General features: G+C 73.8%; 14 protein-coding genes and 1 pseudogene. 6 read left to right on the forward strand and 9 right to left on the reverse strand.

Annotated features, from left to right (window positions below; all coding sequences use genetic code 11):
• Positions 1 to 70: 70 nt before the first annotated feature.
• Positions 71 to 1,111 (forward strand): NlpC/P60 family protein, encoded by a 1,041-nt coding sequence (locus tag ACFY0P_RS09530; RefSeq protein ID WP_388909127.1) that lies wholly within the window; start codon positions 71 to 73, stop codon positions 1,109 to 1,111.
• A 6-nt stretch (positions 1,112 to 1,117) separates the two neighbouring features.
• On the opposite strand, the gene ACFY0P_RS09535 is transcribed toward ACFY0P_RS09530, so the two are convergent.
• Both ACFY0P_RS09535 and ACFY0P_RS09540 read right to left on the reverse strand, forming a co-directional pair.
• Positions 1,118 to 1,780: a response regulator gene (locus ACFY0P_RS09535; RefSeq protein ID WP_388910082.1), complete on the reverse strand. Its 663-nt coding sequence runs from the start codon at positions 1,778 to 1,780 to the stop codon at positions 1,118 to 1,120.
• 49 nt (positions 1,781 to 1,829) lie between these two features.
• Positions 1,830 to 3,169 (reverse strand): annotated as a pseudogene (locus ACFY0P_RS09540) (sensor domain-containing protein).
• Positions 3,170 to 3,360: 191 nt separating this feature from the next.
• Here ACFY0P_RS09540 and ACFY0P_RS09545 point away from each other — a divergent pair.
• From ACFY0P_RS09545 to ACFY0P_RS09555, 3 genes are read left to right on the forward strand one after another with little or no spacing between them, the layout of a single operon-like run.
• Entirely contained in the window at positions 3,361 to 3,600 is a 240-nt protein-coding gene (locus ACFY0P_RS09545; protein WP_388909129.1) for a hypothetical protein, read from the forward strand.
• Positions 3,597 to 4,346, forward strand: coding sequence for an ABC transporter ATP-binding protein (locus ACFY0P_RS09550; protein ID WP_388909130.1), 750 nt, complete (start codon positions 3,597 to 3,599; stop codon positions 4,344 to 4,346). The genes ACFY0P_RS09545 and ACFY0P_RS09550 overlap by 4 nt, the downstream gene beginning before the upstream one ends.
• Before the next feature lie 2 nt (positions 4,347 to 4,348).
• Positions 4,349 to 6,892 carry an FtsX-like permease family protein gene (locus tag ACFY0P_RS09555; RefSeq protein WP_388909132.1) on the forward strand — a complete coding sequence of 848 codons (2,544 nt, stop codon included), beginning with the start codon at positions 4,349 to 4,351 and terminating at the stop codon, positions 6,890 to 6,892.
• 431 nt (positions 6,893 to 7,323) lie between these two features.
• Here ACFY0P_RS09555 and gndA read toward each other — a convergent pair whose 3' ends face one another.
• Positions 7,324 to 8,763 carry an NADP-dependent phosphogluconate dehydrogenase gene (gene gndA, locus ACFY0P_RS09560; RefSeq protein ID WP_388909134.1) on the reverse strand — a complete coding sequence of 480 codons (1,440 nt, stop codon included), beginning with the start codon at positions 8,761 to 8,763 and terminating at the stop codon, positions 7,324 to 7,326.
• 246 nt (positions 8,764 to 9,009) lie between these two features.
• Here gndA and ACFY0P_RS09565 point away from each other — a divergent pair, with 246 nt between their 5' ends.
• Entirely contained in the window at positions 9,010 to 9,909 is a 900-nt protein-coding gene (locus ACFY0P_RS09565) for a peptidoglycan DD-metalloendopeptidase family protein (RefSeq protein ID WP_388909136.1), read from the forward strand.
• Between the two features lie 125 nt (positions 9,910 to 10,034).
• Entirely contained in the window at positions 10,035 to 10,982 is a 948-nt protein-coding gene (locus ACFY0P_RS09570; protein ID WP_388909137.1) for a glycoside hydrolase family 26 protein, read from the forward strand.
• Between the two features lie 127 nt (positions 10,983 to 11,109).
• Here the strand turns inward: ACFY0P_RS09570 and ACFY0P_RS09575 are convergent, their stop codons facing one another.
• The 6 genes from ACFY0P_RS09575 to ACFY0P_RS09600 all read right to left on the reverse strand — a co-directional run bounded on the left by ACFY0P_RS09575 (position 11,110) and on the right by ACFY0P_RS09600 (position 18,446).
• The gene (locus tag ACFY0P_RS09575; RefSeq protein ID WP_388909139.1) at positions 11,110 to 12,192 is read right to left on the reverse strand and encodes an NADase-type glycan-binding domain-containing protein; all 1,083 of its coding nucleotides are present in this window, start codon (positions 12,190 to 12,192) and stop codon (positions 11,110 to 11,112) included.
• A 557-nt stretch (positions 12,193 to 12,749) separates the two neighbouring features.
• The gene (locus tag ACFY0P_RS09580) at positions 12,750 to 13,310 is read right to left on the reverse strand and encodes a phage tail protein (RefSeq protein ID WP_388909141.1); all 561 of its coding nucleotides are present in this window, start codon (positions 13,308 to 13,310) and stop codon (positions 12,750 to 12,752) included.
• A gap of 28 nt (positions 13,311 to 13,338) precedes the next feature.
• Complete coding sequence (locus ACFY0P_RS09585) at positions 13,339 to 15,300, reverse strand: putative baseplate assembly protein (RefSeq protein WP_388909143.1); 1,962 nt, start codon at positions 15,298 to 15,300, stop codon at positions 13,339 to 13,341.
• Positions 15,301 to 15,305: 5 nt separating this feature from the next.
• Complete coding sequence (locus ACFY0P_RS09590) at positions 15,306 to 15,749, reverse strand: GPW/gp25 family protein (protein WP_181806072.1); 444 nt, start codon at positions 15,747 to 15,749, stop codon at positions 15,306 to 15,308.
• Positions 15,750 to 15,813: 64 nt separating this feature from the next.
• Entirely contained in the window at positions 15,814 to 17,724 is a 1,911-nt protein-coding gene (locus ACFY0P_RS09595; RefSeq protein WP_388909144.1) for a VgrG-related protein, read from the reverse strand.
• A complete protein-coding gene (locus ACFY0P_RS09600) occupies positions 17,724 to 18,446 on the reverse strand; it encodes a LysM peptidoglycan-binding domain-containing protein (protein ID WP_093500597.1) in 723 nt (240 codons plus the stop codon). The genes ACFY0P_RS09595 and ACFY0P_RS09600 overlap by 1 nt, the downstream gene beginning before the upstream one ends.
• Between the last annotated feature and the right edge of the window lie 29 nt (positions 18,447 to 18,475).

Consider the following 18,475-nt stretch of genomic DNA (forward strand, 5'->3'; position numbering starts at 1 on the left):
ATTTGAACTGACCATAAGAGAGTCATTAGGGTCTGTTGCCCGAACCTCTGCTCGGAAGGAGCTCGCCTCCGTGGCGTCCCACCGTCGTGCCAAGCAGCCGGGCCGTGCCCGTGTCACCGTGCTCACCTCCGCCGCCGCTGCCGCCGTGGCCCTCAGTTCACAGGCGGCCAACGCCGCGCCCGGCGAGAAGCCGAGCAAGGCCGAGGTGAAGTCCCGGGTCGACAAGCTGTACGAGGAGGCCGAGCAGGCCACCGAGAAGTTCAACGGGGCCAAGGAGAAGCAGGAGAAGCTCCAGAAGCAGATATCCGCGCTGCAGGACTCCGTCGCGCGCGGGCAGGACGAACTGAACGAACTGCGGGACGGCATCGGCTCCATGGCCACCGCCCAGTACCGCAGCGGCGGCCTCGACCCGTCCCTCCAGCTGTTCCTCTCCTCCGACCCGGACTCCTACCTGGACAAGGCGTCCACCCTCGACCAGCTGAGCGGCCAGCAGGTCGAGACGCTCAAGAAGATCCAGGCCAAGCAGCGCGAACTGGCGCAGGAGCGGGCGGAGGCCACCGGCAAGCTCAAGGACCTGGCCGCCACCCGCACCGAACTCGGCAAGAAGAAGAAGGAAGTCCAGGCTAAGCTCGCCGAGGCGCAGAAGCTGCTCAACAGCCTCACCGCCGCCGAGAAGGCCGCCCTCGCCGCCGAGCAGGACCGCGCGAGCCGTTCCGCCGGCGAGCGGGTGGACCTCGGCAACGACACCTCCGCCACCGGCAGGGCGGCCGCCGCTTTCGCCGCCGCCAAGACCAAGCTCGGCACCCCGTACGTCTACGGCGCCACCGGCCCGTCCTCCTTCGACTGCTCGGGCCTGACCTCCTGGGCCTACGCGCAGGCCGGCGTCTCCATACCCCGGACCTCCGAGTCCCAGTCGACGATCGGCACCAAGATCTACTCGACGTCCGACCTCCAGGTCGGCGACCTGGTCTTCTTCTTCAACGACCTGCACCACGTGGGCCTGTACGCGGGCAACGGCCAGATCCTGCACGCCCCGCGCACCGGCACGGTCGTCCGCTACGAGTCGATGTCCACCATCGGCGGCCCGTTCATGTTCGGCGTCCGCGTCTGACCGGGCTCAACGGGATCTGCCCCGGGCGTCCTCCAGGTAGTGCAGGACCGCCGCCACCCGGCGGTCCACCCGGTCGGCCGGGGACAGGTCGAGCTTCGCGAAGATGGACCGGATGTGCTTGTGGACGGCGCCGTCGGTGACGACGAGCCGCTCGGCGATCGCGGAGTTGCCGAGGCCCTCCGCCATCAGCGCCAGCACGTCGCGCTCGCGCGGGCTGAGCCTCTCCAAGCGGCTGTCCTGACGGGACCGGGTGAAGAGCTGGGCGACGACCTCGGGGTCGATCGCGGTGCCGCCGCACGCCACCCGGTGCAGGGCGTCCAGGAACTCCTCGACCCGGCCCACCCGTTCCTTCAGCAGATAGCCGAGCCCGCCCACCCCGCCGGTGAGCAGCTGGGTGGCGAAGCTCTGCTCGACGTACGCCGACAGGACGAGGACGGAGAGACCGGGGTGGCGGCGCCTGGCCTCGACGGCCGCGCGGATGCCTTCGTCGGTGTGCGTGGGCGGCATCCGGACGTCGAGGATGGCGACGTCCGGCGCGTGCGCCTCGACGGCGTCCAGCGCCTCCTCGGCGGTGCCCGCGGTGGCGGCCACGTCCATCGACTCGGCCCGCAGCAGCAGGGCGAGCCCCTCGCGGAGCAGGGGGTCGTCCTCGGCGATCACGATCCGCAGGGACGGGTGGACGCCGTCGGCCACTTCTGCGCCGCCGGGCGCCGGTGCTTCACGATCCACTGGGCAGGTCCACTTCCAGGGTTGTCGGGCCGCCGGGCGGGCTGGCCAGGCGGAGGGTGCCGTCGTGGGCGGCGATCCGGCGGCGGATGCCGGTGAGTCCGGAGCCGTCGGCCTCCTCGGCGCCACCCCGGCCGTCGTCGACGACGGTCAGGCGCAGCCGCCCGCCCATGGCGCGGACGGTCACGGTGACCGACCGGGCGCCGCTGTGCTTGGCGACGTTGGTCAGGGCCTCGGCGACGACGAAGTAGGCCGTCGCCTCGACCGACGCGGCACAGCGTTCCGGCGCGTCCACGTCGATCCGGCAGGGCACCGGGCAGTCGGCGGCGAGGCCGGACAGCGCGCCCGCGAGCCCCCGGTCGTCCAGGACCGGCGGCAGGATGCTCCGCGAGACCGTGCGCAGTTCGGCCAGCGCCGTCTCGGCGGCGGACTGGGCGCGCTCCAGGATCTCGTCGGCGCGGGACGGATCCCGCGCCACCTGACGGCGGGCGGCGCCGAGCAGCACGGTGACCGAGACCAGCCGGTTCTGCGTGCCGTCGTGCAACGCCCGCTCGATGCGCCGCAGTTCGGTGGCGTGGGCGTCGAGCGCGGCGGCCCGGGTGGCGGTGAGCTCCGCGACCCGCAGGAAGAGGTCCTGGTCGGGTCCGGCGGCGAGCAGCCGGCGTCCTGGGTCCGCCTGGAGCCGGGCCATGCCGGGGGTCAGGCCCAGGATGACGGCGACCGACCCGATGCCGAACGCGCAGACGGCGAAGGCGTCCGCCCAGGAGTGCGCGACGCCGTAGCCGAAGGAGGTGGCGGTCGTGCCCCCCGGCATGAACCGCCAGTACAGCGGGAACGCCGTGTCCCGTACGGCGGACAGCGGCAGCAGGAAGCCCGCCAGGCCCAGCAGCAGGCCGGCCGTGCCGTGCCGTGCCGGGCCAGCCACTGCAGTTCCCGCCGGGTGGTGGGATCGCCGAGGGCGAGCCGTAGCCGGGCCGGCGGGGCCGGTTCCGGGGCGAGGACCTCGGGACCGCGCCGGCCGAGCCGTGCGCGTTCGCGGCGGGCCAGGGCGTGCAGCGCGCGCAGCAGCGGGGTCGCCAGAAGCACTCCGGCGCCGAGCGGGGCGGTCACCGCGGCGACCGCGAGCAGCAGGAGCAGGGCGAGTGCCAGGGCGGCCGTACCGAGCCCGCCGACGAGCTCCGCGAGCGCACCGCCGGCGGCCCGCACCGTCCGCACGGCGACGACCTTCAGGCCCTCTCGCCCGAACTCGCCTCCGGACTCGCCTCCGAGCTCGCCCCCGCCCGCGTCCGCGCCCTCGTCCGCGCGGTCCGGCCGGGTGCCGGTGACAGCCATCCGCGGCCCCCTCCTCTCGACACCGACGACCCTAGGGCGTACCGCAGTTCACCGGGCCCCGGAGCGCAGGAAAGTACAGCCTGCTGTACCTCCGATCCGGCGGCACACGGGATCGGCCGGGAGGGGGCACCGTCCGTAGCGTCGGTGCCCGTACCCCACCCAGGACGTCGGCCCCCAGCAGGAGGTTCCCCGTGGCCCACCCCGACCCCTACCGCCTCACCGGCACACCGCCCGCCGACCAGCGGGGCGGCACGGCCGACGGCGTGGACCTCGCCCGCACCCTCCTCTGGTCCCTGCTCGTCCTCAGCGCCGCCGCCAACCTGGCGGCCTCGTACGGCGGTGCCGATGCCTGGATCAACGTGACCTGCGGCGTGGTGACCCTGCTCAGCGCGGCCACCCTGGTCGTGCGCCGGCTGCGCGGCCGCCGATGAGCGCGATCGTGACGGACACCGCCCGCCGGGCCCCGGCCATCGCGCTCGCGGGCGTCGGCAAGACGTACGCGGGCGGGGTACGGGCCCTGGACGACGTGTCGCTCACCGTGGAGCACGGCACCTTCCTCGCCGTGATGGGCCCCTCCGGCTCCGGCAAGAGCACGCTGATGCACTGCGCGGCGGGCCTGGACGCGCCGACCTCGGGCAGCGTCCGCATCGACGGCCGGGAGATCGCCGGGCTGAACGAGACGAAGCGCACCGAACTGCGCCGGGAGCGGGTCGGTTTCGTCTTCCAGGCCTACAACCTGATCCCGTCCCTCTCCGTCGAGGACAACATCACGCTGCCGCTGCGGCTGGCCGGCCGCCGCCCCGACCGGGACTGGATCGGCACCCTGGTCGAACGCGTCGGGCTGGCCGACCGCCTGCACCACCGCCCCGCCGAGCTCTCCGGCGGCCAGCAGCAACGCGCCGCCCTGGTACGGGCGTTGGCCGCCCACCCGGCGGTGGTCTTCGCCGACGAGCCGACCGGCGCGCTCGACCTGCGCAGCGCCCACCAGGTCCTCGACCTGCTGCGGACCCTCGTCGACGACCTCGGCCAGACGGTCGTGATGGTCACCCACGACCCGGCCGCCGCGGCCCGCGCGCACACCGCGCTGGTGATGGCCGACGGCCGGGTCGTGGCGGCCATGGACCACCCGACGGCGGGCCATCTGGCCGTCCGGCTCGCCGCGTTGGGAGAGCACTGACCATGGTCCGCTTCGCCCTGCGGATGGCCGCGCACCGGATCGCCTCGCTGCTCGCGGTGGCCTGCGCGGTCCTGGGCGCCGCCGCCCTGGTCACCGCCACCGGGGTGCTGGCCGAGTCCGGGCTCCGCTCCCAGCTGCCCCCGGGCCGCCTCGGCGGCGCGGACGTCGTGGTCGCCGCCGACCAGGAGTACCACGTCTCCGGCGACCTGCCGATCGCGCTCCCCGAACGGGCCACCGTCCCGGCCGCCCTCACCGCCCGCCTGGCGAAGCTGCCCGGCGTCGCCCTCGCCGTCGGCGACCTCGGTTTCCCCGCCGCCACGACGGACGCGCGGGGCCGCCTGCTCCCGGCCGCCGACGGCCAGGACCCGGCGGCGGCCGGGCACGGCTGGTCCTCGACGAAGCTGCTCGCCGGCGCCCGCGTCGAGGGCCGGGCCCCGTCGACCCCCTCCGAGGTGGCGGTGGCCGCGACGACCGGCCTGTCCGTGGGCGACCGGGTCCGCGTCACCGCCAACGGCCGCGCGGCCACCGCCTACTGCGTCTCGGCCCTGGTCCACGCCCCGGACGCGGGCGTCTACTTCACGGACGGCAGGGCGGCGGAGCTGGCGGCCCGCACCGGCACCCGGACGGCCGCCGCGCGTGCCCACACCGTCGATCTCATAGGCCTCCGCACCCGGCCCGGCGCCACCGGCCAGGTCGCCTCGGCGGTGCGCGCGGCGGTCGCCGGGACCGGTCTGCAGGTCCTCACCGGAGCCGACCGGGGTACGGCCGTGGCGCCCGGCGTCGGCTCCGCCCGCTCCCTCCTCGTCCTCCTCTCCGGCTCCCTCGCCGGGATCGTCCTGCTGATCACCGGATTCGTGACGACCGGCGCCCTGGGCGTGGCGATCGCCGGGCAGCGCCGCGACCTGGCGCTGATGCGGGCCGTCGGTGCGACCCCGCGGCAGATCCGGCGGCTGGCGGCGGCCCAGTCGACGGCCGTGGCCGCCGTGGCCCTGGTCCCGGGCGTCGCCCTCGGCTACCTGCTGGCCGACCGCTTCCGCACCCTGCTCGTCCACCGGGAGGTGCTCCCGGCCCAACTCCCCCTCACCCTGAGCCCGTTCCCCGCCCTGGCCACCGTCGTGCTCCTCCTCGCGGCCGTCCGGACAGCGGCCCGCTGCGCGGCCTGGCGCACGTCGACGATGCCGGCCACCGAGGCGGTCGCCGAGTCCCGCAGCGAGCCCCGCGCGCCCTCCCGCCCCCGCACGGTCGCGGGCCTGCTCCTGATCGCCGCCTCCGGCGCCCTCTCCGTCGCCCCGCTCCTGCAACGCACCGCGATCGGCGCCTCCGGCACCTCCATCGCGGGCATCGTCGCCGCGATCGGCCTGGCCCTGGCCGGCCCCGCGCTGGTCCGGACGGCGGGCGAAGCGGTCGTACGACGGCTGCGCCCCGGCGTGTCCGCACCGACCTGGCTGGCGATGTCCAATGTCCGGGCGTACGCGCAGCGCGTCACCGGGGTGGTCAGCCCGCTCGCCATGGCGGTGGTGTTCGTGCTGACGTACACCCTCGCCCAGACCACCGTGCTGACCGCGACCGCGGACGACACCCGCACCGGGACGCCGGCCCAGTACCGGCTGACCGCGGCCGCCCTCGGCGGGCTGCCGACGGACACGCTCGCCGAGGTACGGCGGCTGCCGGGGGTGCGGGCGGCGGCTCCCGTCGGCACGACCACCGTCGTCTGGCCGTACCCCGTGTTCGGCGACACCGAGACCGAGTCCGCCGCCGCGCTGATCCTCACGCCCGCCGCGCGGGACGTCCTCGACCTCGGGGTGACCCGGGGCAGCCTCTCCGCCCTGACCGGCGCCACGGTCGCCGTCAGCAGCGAGGTCGCGGGTCCGCGCGACGCGCGACTCGGCGCCCGTATCAAGCTGTTCCTCGGCGACGGCGCGCCCGTCGAGGCGAAGGTGGTGGCCGTCTACGACCGCGGGCTCGGCTTCGGCCCGGTCGTCCTCTCCCACGACCTGGCCGCCGGGCACACCACGTCCGGGCTCGACCAGGGCGTCCTCGTCCGCACCGACAGCACGGCCACCGCCGAACGCGGGCTCACCGCACTGACCGCCACCCGCCCCGGCCTCGCCCTCTCGGACACGGCCCGTGGGGCGGGCGCGGACACCCCGCCCGAGGTGTGGGTGAACCTCGCCGTCATCGTCGTCCTGCTCGGCTACCTGCTGCTCAGCATCGCCAACCGGCTGGTGGCGGCGACATCCCAGCGCCGCACGGAGATCGCCGCGCTGCGGCTGGTCGGTACGACGCCGCGGCAGATCCTCGCGATGATGCGCAGGGAGGCCGGGGTGATCGCGGTGGCGGCACTCGTCTCGGGGGCGGCGCTGTCCGCGGTGCCGCTGGCGCTGCTGGGCGAGGGCTTCCTGTCCCGGCCGTGGCCGGCGGGCCCGGCCTGGCTGTTGCCGGCGGCGGCGGTGACGGTGGTCGTGACGGCGTACGTCACGATCGAGCTGCCCACGAGAAGAGCCCTGCGGGTGCCGCCGGCGAAGGCGGTGCGGGTGGGCGTCTGACGGTGGGCATCTGACAGGCTCGGACTGCAACGCCCGGCTTTTTTTGGGGGCGCGGGGAACTGCGCGACCAGCCACGACGATGCCGCAGACCGCCGACGGCGTTTCGCGGCACTGTCGGCCGCCCCACCGTCCGGCGGGTGTCGGAGCGTGGCCCGCTGCGGGTCCGTCGTGGCTGGTCGCGCAGTTCCCCGCGCCCCTTACGGGGCGCTTGCCCAACCCCCTCTGTCCGACACCCAGTTGGGTCGGAACGCGACCCGCTGCAGGCCCGTCGTGGCCGGTCGCGCCCACGCGGCGGTAGCCGCATATCAGACACAGCCCCGCGCCCCTGACGGGGCGCTTGCCCAACCCTCTGTTTCCGGGGCCCAGGTGGGTCGGAGCGGTGGTGGCCGCATAGCAAATGCAGCCCCGCGCGCCTAGAGGCACAGGCCTGCTCAGCCCTCTGTTTCAGGGCGGCCCTCTGTTGCCCAGTGGGTGTGGAAGGCGCCGGCGCGGTCGACGCGGCCGTAGGTGTGGGCGCCGAAGTAGTCGCGCTGGCCCTGGAGGAGGGCCGCCGGGAGGCGGTCGGCGCGGAGGGTGTCGTAGTGGGCGAGGGCTGCGGAGAACGCCGGGACGGGAATGCCGCGGCGGGCCGCGGACGCGACCGTCTCCCGCCACGGCACCTGCGCGTCGGCGATCTCCTTCGCGAACTCCTCCTCGGCCAGCAGGCTGACGAGGTCCGGGTCGGACCGGTAGGCCGCGCGGATCCGGTCCAGGAAGGACGCGCGGATGATGCAGCCGCCCCGCCAGATGCGGGCCACCGCGCCGAGGTCGATCTTCCAGCCGTACTCGGCGGCCGCGTCCTGGATCATCGTCCAGCCCTGGTCGTAGGCGATGACCTTCGAGGCATACAGGGCGTGTTCGACACGGGAGGCGAAGCGGTCGGCCTCGGTGGCGCTGAGCGGGGGTGTCGTGCCGCCCGGCATACCGGCGTACGCGGCGCGCAGTTCACTGCGGCCGGACGCGGCACGCGCGAACGTCGCCTGGGCGATCGCGGTGACCGGGGAAGCCAGGTCCAGCGCGGTCTGCACGGTCCAGCGCCCGGTGCCCTTCTGCCCGGCCGCGTCGGCGACGACGTCGACGAAGGGCGCGCCGGTGGCGGCGTCGACGTGGGCGAGGACGTCGGCCGTGATCTCGATGAGGTAGGAGCCGAGGCGGCCGCGGTTCCACTCCCGGAAGATGTCGGCGATCTCGGCCGGCGCGTACCCGCCGACCTGACGGAGCAGGTCGTAGGCCTCCGCGATGAGCTGCATGTCGGCGTACTCGATGCCGTTGTGGACCATCTTCACGAAGTGCCCGGCGCCGTCCGCGCCGACGTGCGTGGCGCACGGCTCGCCGCCCACCTTGGCGCTGATGTCCTCGAACATCGGCCCGAGCACCGCGTAGGACTCCGCGGACCCGCCCGGCATGATCGACGGGCCGTGCAGCGCGCCCTCCTCGCCGCCGGAGACACCGACCCCGACGAAGTGCAGGCCCTTCTCGCGCAGCGCGGCCTCGCGGCGGCGGGTGTCGGCGAAGTGGGCGTTGCCGCCGTCGATGACGATGTCACCGGGTTCGAGGAGCGGCACGAACTCGTCGATGACGGCGTCGGTGGCGGCGCCCGCCTGGACCATGATCATGAGGCGGCGGGGGCGTTCGAGGGCGGCGACGAACTCGGCGGCGGTCTCGGCGCCGACGAAGTCGCCCTCGCCGCCGTACTCCTCGATCAGCGCGCGGGTGCGGGCCGGGGTGCGGTTGTGGACGGCGACCGGGTAGCCGTGCCGGGCGAAGTTCCGGGCCAGGTTGCGGCCCATCACGCCCAGGCCGGTCACGCCGATGGCTGCGGATGCGTTCACGGGGGGACTCCGTTCTGCGGACGCGTGCTGTGCCCGGAGGTACGGGTGGACGGCGGGCGGGCGTTCAGTTCCAGGACGATCGCCTGAGGGATGTGGTGAACGCCATCAGGGACGGCGGTTCGGCGACGATGCAGACGGCGGTGACCGAGCCCCGGCGAGCCGGGGCGATCATCCGAACAGGCGAAAGTCGCGGTGCCGGGCGCGTGGGGCCACCTCCCGGCGAGCCGGTCGTCAGAGGATCCGAAGATGCGAACGGATGATCTACGGCTCCTCACTGCCGCGCTGGTGCTCCTGCTGACCGGCGCGTTCCTCACCACACCCGCCAAGGCCGACCAGCGCCCGGCCGACTGCGCCTTCGGCCCGCGCAGCGCCACCCCCCTCGCCGCCCACAGCGACGGCAACGACCGCGCAGCCGGCGCGGACCGCACCACCGGCGGCCGTCGCACCGACCACACCGATCGCACCGCCCACTGGACCGCACCCACGGTCCGTTACCGGCTCTCCGCCCGCTACGCCGCCAAGGGCCGCCTCTGGAAGAACCAGCACACCGGCCAGGACTTCGCCGTCGACGCCGGTACGCCCGTGTACGCCGTCGGCCCCGGCCGCGTCGTGGCCGCGACCTGCGGCGACGGCTTCGGCAACCAGGTCGTGTTACGCCACCCCGACGGCTACTACACCCAGTACGCCCACCTGTCCGTCATCAACGTCCGCCCCGGCCAGCGCGTCTCGGTGGGCCAGCGGATCGGCGCGGCCGGCTCCTCCGGCAACGCGGACGGCCCCCACCTCCACTTCGAGGTCCGCACCACCCGGCACCTGGGCTCCGAGGTCCCGCCGCTGCCGTGGCTGCGGCACCACGGCGTGAACGTGCCCGCGACGTCGTCCCCGGCACACCTCGGCCCGGCCCCGGGCACCCCGGCCACGAGTGCGGCGCCGTCGGCCGGCGGAGCGAAACCCACGTCGTCGCCGACACCCGTCAAGTCGTCCGCACCGGCGAAGTCCACCCCGTCAGGGCACGGCCGATCGGTGAGGCCGCACAGAATCCCGCGGGCACACGGAACCCCGGCGCCGCGGACAACCCCGACGAGACAGTGGTTCCCGGCGACGATGTGGGATCCGGCGGCGCTGTGGGCCCTGACGGCACGGTGAACCCGCCGCCGCTGCGGACCCCGGTGGTACGGCCGTGCCCCGGCCGTACCACGACGGAAGCGCACAGGGTCACGGTATGACCACATAGCGTGGCACCTGGGTGCGGAGCGGCCAGACTGCCTTGCATGGCACGTCTGAGGTTCCTGTGGGTCGCCGTGCTGGCCGCCCTCCTGCTGCTGCCCGTATCCCGACCGGAGATCCCGCGCCCCGCCGCGCCCGGGCCCTTCGGGGCGTACGTCGGGTACGGCGCGGACGGGGTACGGCGGGTGGCGGCGCTCGGGAGCTGGCTGCGGGACCGGCCCCGGGTCGGGCACACCTACCTGCCCGGAGACGTGTGGCGGAACATCGAGGGCGCCCCGGACTTCGTGCGGCTGTGGGCGCGGTGGCGGCGGGCCGAGCCCGACCGGCTCCTCGTCCTCAACGTGCCGATGCTGGAACACACCGAGGCGCACGTCCCGGACGCCGAGGTGCGCCGCCAACTCCGGCTCGGCGCGGGCGGCTTGTACGACGTCCACTTCCGCACCCTGGCCCGCAGGCTGGTCGCGGTCGGCGCGCCGGACACCGTCGTCGTGCTCGGCTGGGAGATGAACGGGGACACGTACACCCATCGCTGCGGACCGGACCCGGCCGCCTGGCGCGCCTACTGGCGGCGGATCGTGACGGCCATGCGGTCGGTGCCGGGCGCCCGGTTCCGGTTCGACTTCGCGCCCAACCGGGGCCGGGACGCCGTCCCCTGGACCACGTGCTATCCGGGGGACGGGTACGTGGACGTGGTGGGCATGGACGCGTACGACGCCCCGCGGGGGATGTCCTTCCAGGAGCAGGCCGCCGAGCCGTACGGGCTACGGGCCCAGGTCGACTTCGCCCGCGCCCACGGCAAACCGGTCTCGTACCCCGAGTGGGGGCTGTACGAGAACGGCGACGATCCGGCGTACCTGCGCTCCATGCTGGACTGGTTCGCGAGCAGCCGCCCGCTGTACCAGACGATCACCGACTACTGCCCGCACGGTGTGTGGCGTTGCCGCGGCAATCCCAGGTCCACGGCGGTGTACCGGTCCCTGATGAGGAGCTGAGCGCTCCGCTGGAAGTGCCGTGGCGTCTGGCGTCCGTCGGCTGCGGCGCCGTTGCGGCTGGTCGCGCAGTGCCCAGCGCCCCTTGCGGGGCACACTGCCGAGCCGCAGCCGACTTCGCCGGACACGCTCAGGAGTTCGCGCTCGACGGGCCGAAGAACTCGATCTCGGCGATGGCCACCTGGGTGCGGGCCGACGCCTGGTACGACGAGTCGATCGTGAAGCGGACGGAGACGACGTCCGCCGCCCGCAGGTCGCGGGTCTGGCCGCCGGACGCCTGGTCGAGGGTCAGTTCGCGGGTCACGGTCTTGCCGTCGGCGGTCTTCACGGTCGCCGTCAGGCGGTGCGGCAGGGCCGACTTGTTCAGCTGCTCGTTGTGGGTCGACTCACCGGAGGTGATGACGACGTTCAGGAGGCGGGTCGGCTCGTTGAAGTGCGCCTCGACCCACTCGCCCTCGCCGGCCCCGGCGATGCCCGGGCCCCACCACGTGTTGTTCAGCTTGTCGAAGAGCAGTTCCGGCTTGTGGCCCGCGTACGCGCGGGAGGCGCGGTAGCTGTCCGGGGAGACCGGGGCGCGCTTGGCGAAGTGGTCGCGGGTGGCGCTGACCGCCTTGGGCGTGTTGATCGCCAGGACCGTGACGCCGGTGAGGACGACGGCGGCGACGATCCAGGTGAGGACGCGGTCGAAGGTGCGGCGGAGGCGGGGGCGGTCGCCTGCCCACGGGGTCTCTCTGTTGCGGAAGTCGAAGACGCGGCGCCACCAGGGGCGGCGGGCCGCGGGGCCGGTGTCGGGGTGGCCGGCCATGGGCATGGCGCAGCGGGTGCAGAAGTGGCGGTCGGGGCGGTTGGGGGTGGCGCACCAGGGGCAGGGGGTGCCGCCGTGGGCGCCGAGGTCCTCGCCGGGGGCCCGGACGGCGGCGGGGCGTTGGGGGGTGGGGCGGCCGGGGAGGACGGGGGCGATGGGTTGGGGGGCCGGGGTGGGGGTGGGCTCACTCACCGGGATGAGGAGGCGGCGGGCTCGGTCCTGGTCGGAGGTGGGGGTGGGGGTGGGGGTGGGTGCGGCGTGTGGGGGCTCGGCGCCGTTGCCGGTGATCTGCGGGTGGGGGGTGGGGAGGGGGGTGGTCTCGGCTGTGGGTGACGTGGCGGCGCGTGGGGGCTGGTCGCGCAGTTCCCCGCGCCCCTGACGGGGCGCTGTCGTGGACGGTGCTGACAAGTCGCCGTGGCCCTGAAGGGGCCCTGCCATGGGCGGTGCTGACAGGTCGCCGTGACCCTGACGGGGCCCTGCCGTAGGGGGTGCTGACAGGTCGCCGTGACCCTGAAGGGGCCCTGCCGTAGGCGGTGCTGACAGGTCGCCGTGACCCTGACGGGGCCCTGCCATGGGCGGTGCTGACAAGTCGCCGTGGCCCTGACGGGGCCCTGTCGTAGGCGGTGCTGACAGGTCGTCGTGACCCTGAAGGGGCCCTGCCGTAGGCGGTGCTGACAGGTCGTCGTGGTGCTGAAGGGGCGTTGTCGTCGCCCTTCCTTGCGGGTTCCCGTCGGGGGCTGTGGTCGTCGTTGCCCGGCCGTCTCGTTGGGGGAGGCCGGTGCCGCCGTCTCTGCGGGTGAAGGCGTCCCAGCCGGGGGCGGCACCGGAGTCGGGGGCGGGGGCCGGGGGCTGCTGTGCTGGTTCCTCTTTGGCGGTCGCCCAGCTCAGGACCGCGCCGCAGGCGTCGCAGAAGGACCGGCCCGGTTCCGCGACCGTGCCGCACTCCGTGCAGTTCCGGTTGGTCGTCATCGCTGCGGGGTCCTTTCGGCGGACGCGGTCACCTGGACCGAGTAGGGCATGTGAGCGGGGCGGGCGGCGGCCACGAGGTGTTCCAGGCGGACCTGGTCGGCCGGGGTGGGGGACGGCAGCGTGAGGTGGACGTGCAGGTGGGGGCGGGGGGCGCCGGGGAAGGCGCCCAGCGGGCGGGCGCTCCAGTCGGCGCCGCCGCTCTCCGTGATCTCCGGTGCCGCGCCGAAGGCCAGCCGGACCGCCTCGGACAGGCCCCAGCGGGTGCCCCGGATCCGGTGCAGGTAGGCGGCCGCGGCCACGGCGGCGCGGAGCAGCGGCTCCGGTTCCGTGCCGTCGGTCTCGGCGCCGACCCAGGTGCCGAGCCACTCCGCGAAGTCCAGCGGGGCCAGGGCCGGGTCGAAGTAGCTGGGCAGGCAGTCGAGGACGTTCGGGATCGGGGCGATCACGTCGTCCAGCCCGGCGACGAAGCGCAGCGCCAGGTCGTCGTCGGCGAAGACCGCGGGGAGCATCGGGCCGATGGGGACGGAGGAGCCCAGGCCGTCGATCGAGCCCCTCAACGGAGGCCTCCGGCCGGGTTGTTGCCGGTCATTCGCCGATCACCCTCACCCGGTGGTCGTAGGAGAAGACCAGGGACGGGGCGTCCAGGTCGATGCGGTCGGTCGGGTCGCCGCGCTTGCCGGTGAGCGGGTCGGCGGGGTGCAGGACGACCTCGTCGACGAGTTCGATGCCGGGGACGCGCTGCAGCACCGCGAAGATCTCACCGGACTGCACCGGGCGCCCGAACGGCCAGCCCTTGCCGTCCGCGCCGCCGGTCAGCGGGTCCAGGTGGCGGTAGAGGGCGTCGTGGGCCTGGCGGCGGACCCGGTCGACGTCCACGCCGCGGAAGGCGTGCACGGTGGCGACGACGGTGACGCCCTGGTAGAAGGGCGGGCCGACGGCCAGCCGGGTGCCGATCAGCCGGCGTTCGTCCAGGTAGCGGGTGATGCGGTCCAGCAGGGCGTCACCGGGCACGAGTTGCTCGAAGCGAAGCCGGCCGCCCGGGTCGGAGACCGCCTGGGGTACCACCAGGACCCGTACCGCGTACGAGCCGTGCTCGCCCTCCTCGCCCTCCAGGCAGGTGATCCGGGCCGTCTCGGGCGCGGCGCGGCGGGCCAGCTCCTCGTAGTCGCGCAGGGTCACCGCTCGTTCCTGGGCGCGCAGCGTGATCGGCGCGCGCACCTTCGCCTCGGCGACCGTCTCGCCGTCCACTCCGCCGCGCGCGGCCTCCCGGTTGACGACCTCCGCGACGTACGGGATGGAGGAGCGCAGGATCTGTACGGCGCCCCGGGCCACGTTGCCGTCCCGGCCGCCGCCGGTGCGGTAGCGGCGGGCCCGGATGACCGCGCCCTTCGGGGCCACCGCGCCGTACTGGCGCAGCGAGCCGTCCGGTTCGCGGACCGCGGGGCCGAAGGCGATCTCGCCGGTGGTCGCGTCGAGGGTGAGGTGCCGGTCGTACGGCCCGGAGGCCGCGAAGTGCGGGACGACCTGCCAGTCCACCCAGCCGTCCTCGCCGTCGTGCTCGGCGGTCTGGAGGAGGAGCGGCGGGTTGTCACCGACGACGGGGGCGTGGGCGAGCCGCAGGCGCTGGCCGGGCAGGCCCGTCGACTCGCCGAGCGCCTCGTCCTCGACGGTCTCCGCGTGGACGGCCGCGGTCGTGCCGCCCACGGTGCAGGCCTCGACGAACCGGATGGTCGGGGAGGTGGTGTAGAAGGGCTGGTCGGCGTGCGGCTCGGTGACCCGGCAGCGCAGCCAGCTCGCCTCCAGGCCGCCGTTGCGGGACAGCACGTGGCCGCCGGGGACGTGCAGGACGACCTCGCCGGGGCGGTTGAGGCCACCGGTGCCGTCCCGGTCGACCTCGCACTCCCGCCAGCCGTCCTCCGTCCACGCCTCCCACACCAGCGGGGGCTGCCGCGGGTCCACGCCGACACCGTCGACCCGGCTGTCCAGGTCCAGGGCGACCGCGCAGTGCGGGACGGCGGCGGAGAGGCCGAGCAGCATGCAGTCACCGGGGTTCGGGGACTCCGTGAAGCACAACAGGTCCTTGCCCTCGGCGAGGTCGTGGGTGAGGTCGACGACGGCCGCGCCGTGCTGCTGGCGCAGCAGGTGCCGCAACTCGCTCGGCACGATGGTCAGTTCGCGCTCGGTCGCGAAGACCACCGCCTCCTGGGTCTCGGTACGGCGGGTCGCCACCTCGGTGCCGACCGGCACCGGAACCGCCTCCTCCTGGGCCGCCGACAGCCAGAACGTCACGTCCGTGCGGGCGGCGGAGGGCGGGAACAGCGTGATGCCGACCAGGTCCAGGAAGGCGAGGTGGTTCTTCTCCGGGACCCGGTTGAGGCGGTACACGATCTGGTCGGCCATGTGCGCGACCGTCTCCACCAGCGTGATGCCGGGGTCGGAGACGTTGTGGTCGGTCCACTCCGGGGCGCGCTGCTGGATATAGCGCTTGGCGTCGTCGACGAACTGCTGGAAGCGGCGGTCGTCGAGGTTCGGGGAGGGCAGGGCCATCGGGATCAGCGGTCGCTTTCGGAGGAGTCCGGGGAGGCGGGCGGCAGGTCCGGCTCGTCGTGGGAGGGGATGACGTAGAAGGGGAAGACCAGGCTGCGCGGGTTGTTGGTGCCGCGGATCGAGTAGCGGACGTCGATCATCAGCACGCTCGGGTCGGCGCCGGTGGTGACCTCGACGTCCTCGACCTCGATCCGCGGCTCCCAGCGGTCGAGGCTGGCGTGCACCTCGTGCTGGATACGGCCGGCGGTCTGCTCGTTGACGGGGGCGAAGACGAGGTCGTGGATGGCGCAGCCGAACTCCGGCCGCATCGGGCGTTCGCCCGGGGCCGTGGAGAGGATGAGGCGGATGGCCTCCTCCACCTCCTTCTCGCCGCTGACCAGCGCGATGCCGCCGGTGGGCCCGATCCGCAACGGGAACGACCAGCCGGAGCCGACGAACTGCTCTGCCATCAGCCCCGCACCCGCCCCTCCGGGAAGACCTGCCGGCCGCACATGCCGGAACCACCGTCCCCGCTCATGCCGGGATCACCATCACCGTCAGTCCGCCCATCATCAGGTTGCCCAGGACCGGCACCTCGGGGGCCTGGATGCCCACCGTGGTGAAGGAGCTGATCGCGACGGCCGCGTTGCCGCGCAGCGACAGGGCGGCGTTCGCCATCACGTTCACGGCGGCGGCGTTCACGGAGACCGCCCCCGCGGGGGACTTGATGTCGACGAGTTCCGCGCTCTGCAGGGACAGCGGCCCCCCGCTCCTGATGCTCAGCGCGCCCGCCGCCTTCAGGGACAGGTTGGCGCCCGCCTCGACCGACACCGACCTGCTGCCCTTGATGGAGACGCTGCCCTTGCTGTCCACGGTGATCTCGGTCTTCTGGCGGTCCAGGAAGACGGTGAGCCTGTCGTCGCCGCTGGCCAGCCGGACACCCTGTTTGCGGCCCCGCTGGTCGAGCAGGTCCATGCGGTTGCCGACCCGGTCGGAGACGGTGTGCCGGGTGGCCCGGCCGCGCATGCCGTCGTGCAGCGGTACGTCCTTGACCCGGGTCGGCTTGTCCTTGCCGTTGTAGAGGCCGCCGATGACGTACGCGTGGTCCAGGGCGCCCCGGTCGAAGGCGACGAGCACCTCGTCACCGACGTCCATCGGGAAGACCCCGCCGCCGCGCACCCCGCCCCACTGCATGGTCCGGGTCCAGTCGCTGACGTAGGTGTCGTCCAGCCACGGGAACTTGAGCTTCACGCGGCCCTGCTGGAGCGGGTCCTGCACGTCGGTGACGAGGGCCTGCGCCACGCTGAGCTGGCGGTCGCCGCCGGCGTCCCCGGCACCGCCGGAGGCGACGCCGTAGAGCGAGCGCCACTGGCGGCCGCTGACGGTCACCCAGGTCTCGTAGTGCTTGGCGTCGCCGAAGACGTGCCGTACCGAGGTGACCGTGTACTTCCCCTCGAAGGGGTCCCCGACGTCCGCGAGCGCCACCGGCACCCCGGGCCGCAGCTTGGGATTGCCCCGCACGACCACCTCCACCTCGGCGAACGTCGACGTGACGTCGTCGGAGAGGGCGTCGGCCGCGTACTTCACCTCGGTCTGCTTGTCGTACGGCGTACGCGTCTCGACCAGCTTCGACGTCTTGAACTCGCCGGCCGCCGCGGCCGGGGTGGTGCCGATGCTGTAGCCGGTGTTGGCGGCGGGGGTCACGGTCGCCGTGAGCGTCTTCTTCGTCCGTACGTCCCAGCCGCGCGACTCGACCTTGTTCACCTGGTCGGAGGCGGTGACGGCGGTGCGCAGCCGCAGGATGTCGTGCCCGGCCTCCAGGACGAAGGGGCTGCGGTCGCCGTCGGTCTGCGGCGAGGGCGCCCCGGAGGCGTTCTTCTGCTTCACGAACTGGAACTTGCCGTCGGCGTCCACCGACATGACCATCTCGTTCTCGTCGGCGAGCCGGGCCAGGAAGTCCCAGTCGGTGACGTTCGACTGGCTGATGAACTCGTAGACGGTCTTGGTGGCCTGGATCCGCCCGATCGGCACGCCGTCCTGCGCGGCCAGCTTGCGGGCGATGTCGGAGGCGGTCTGGTTGCGGTAGGCGACGACGCGGCGCTGCCGCATCAGCCGGAAGCCGTAGTCGTAGCCCCGGACCACCGCGTAGCTGCCGGTGCCGTCGTACTCGGCCTCCATCCCGGTGACCTCACCGGTGAGCAGCGGGTCGCCGGTACCCTGCCCGTCGGAGACCGGCGTGATCACCACCGGCGTGCCGAACTGCACGCCCAGCTTGCCCAGCAGCTTGCGGGCCGGGTCGCGGAAGGTCAGCTGGAAGGCGGCGGGGACCCCGACGCCCTGGTCCACCTGGGCGTCGACGAGGTACCGCCCGTACTCCGAGGTCGCGGTCAGCTCCTTGCCGCCGATGACGACCTTGATGACGTTCGAGAAGGCGTGCTTCACCATCAGGACCGCACCTCCTCGGCGGCCGGCAACACCAGTTCCGTCCCCGCGGGCAGCCACCCCGGGTCGTCGATGTCGTTCGCGTCCGCGATCGCCCGCCAGGCGGCCGCGTTGCCGTACTCCCGCCAGGCCAGCGACTGCAGCGAGTCCCCGGCGACGACCCGGTGCACGCGCTGCGCGGTGAGCGCGCCGGACGTCGGGTTCTGTCCCGCGGTCTTGCTCGGGATCTCGTGCAGCTGGAGCCGGCAGCTGGCCCGGATCGGCATCCCGCTCGTTCCGAAGAGGGAGTAGGAGACGTCGGCGGAGGCCACGTACGCCGTGAAGTTGGCCGTCGAGAACGACCCCCACTGGAAGACCACCCACGGCGGCGAGGGCTGCTTGGCGGCGATGCTCTTGCTGGTGACCTCGCAGCAGGCCAGCAGCGACTCCACCTTCTTCATCACGTCGTTGCTGTCCGGGTCGTCGGACCGGTCCAGGAAGATCTCCACGCTCATCTCGCGCGGATGGGTGCCGAGGAACTCCGGCAGCGCGCCGTCCCGTTCGATCGGCGCCGCCGACGACTTCCAGTCCGCCCGGCGGGCGATCGACAGCTGCGCCGGGTTGAACTCGAAGCCGAACGTCTTGATGATGCCGCCCGGGCTGGTGCTGGTGCCCACCGGCGGCTCGTGAATCGCGAGGGTGGCCCGCACGAGGCTCTTGCCGGCGCCCCGGCTGCTCCTGGCCATGATCTGATCCGCCTGCCTCTCCGTACGTC

This window comes from Streptomyces sp. NPDC001714, from assembly GCF_042892755.1.
Classification (GTDB): Bacteria; Actinomycetota; Actinomycetes; order Streptomycetales; family Streptomycetaceae; genus Streptomyces.

What these genes read in the sequence shown, in the direction of transcription:
- ACFY0P_RS09555 (WP_388909132.1), top strand. Translation starts at nt 4,349, where the DNA reads ATGGTCCGCTTCGCCCTGCGGATGGCCGCGCACCGGATCGCCTCGCTG.
- ACFY0P_RS09600 (WP_093500597.1), bottom strand. Translation starts at nt 18,446, where the DNA reads ATGGCCAGGAGCAGCCGGGGCGCCGGCAAGAGCCTCGTGCGGGCCACC.
- ACFY0P_RS09570 (WP_388909137.1), top strand. Translation starts at nt 10,035, where the DNA reads ATGGCACGTCTGAGGTTCCTGTGGGTCGCCGTGCTGGCCGCCCTCCTG.
- ACFY0P_RS09550 (WP_388909130.1), top strand. Translation starts at nt 3,597, where the DNA reads ATGAGCGCGATCGTGACGGACACCGCCCGCCGGGCCCCGGCCATCGCG.
- ACFY0P_RS09590 (WP_181806072.1), bottom strand. Translation starts at nt 15,749, where the DNA reads ATGGCAGAGCAGTTCGTCGGCTCCGGCTGGTCGTTCCCGTTGCGGATC.
- ACFY0P_RS09585 (WP_388909143.1), bottom strand. Translation starts at nt 15,300, where the DNA reads ATGGCCCTGCCCTCCCCGAACCTCGACGACCGCCGCTTCCAGCAGTTC.
- ACFY0P_RS09565 (WP_388909136.1), top strand. Translation starts at nt 9,010, where the DNA reads ATGCGAACGGATGATCTACGGCTCCTCACTGCCGCGCTGGTGCTCCTG.
- ACFY0P_RS09595 (WP_388909144.1), bottom strand. Translation starts at nt 17,724, where the DNA reads ATGGTGAAGCACGCCTTCTCGAACGTCATCAAGGTCGTCATCGGCGGC.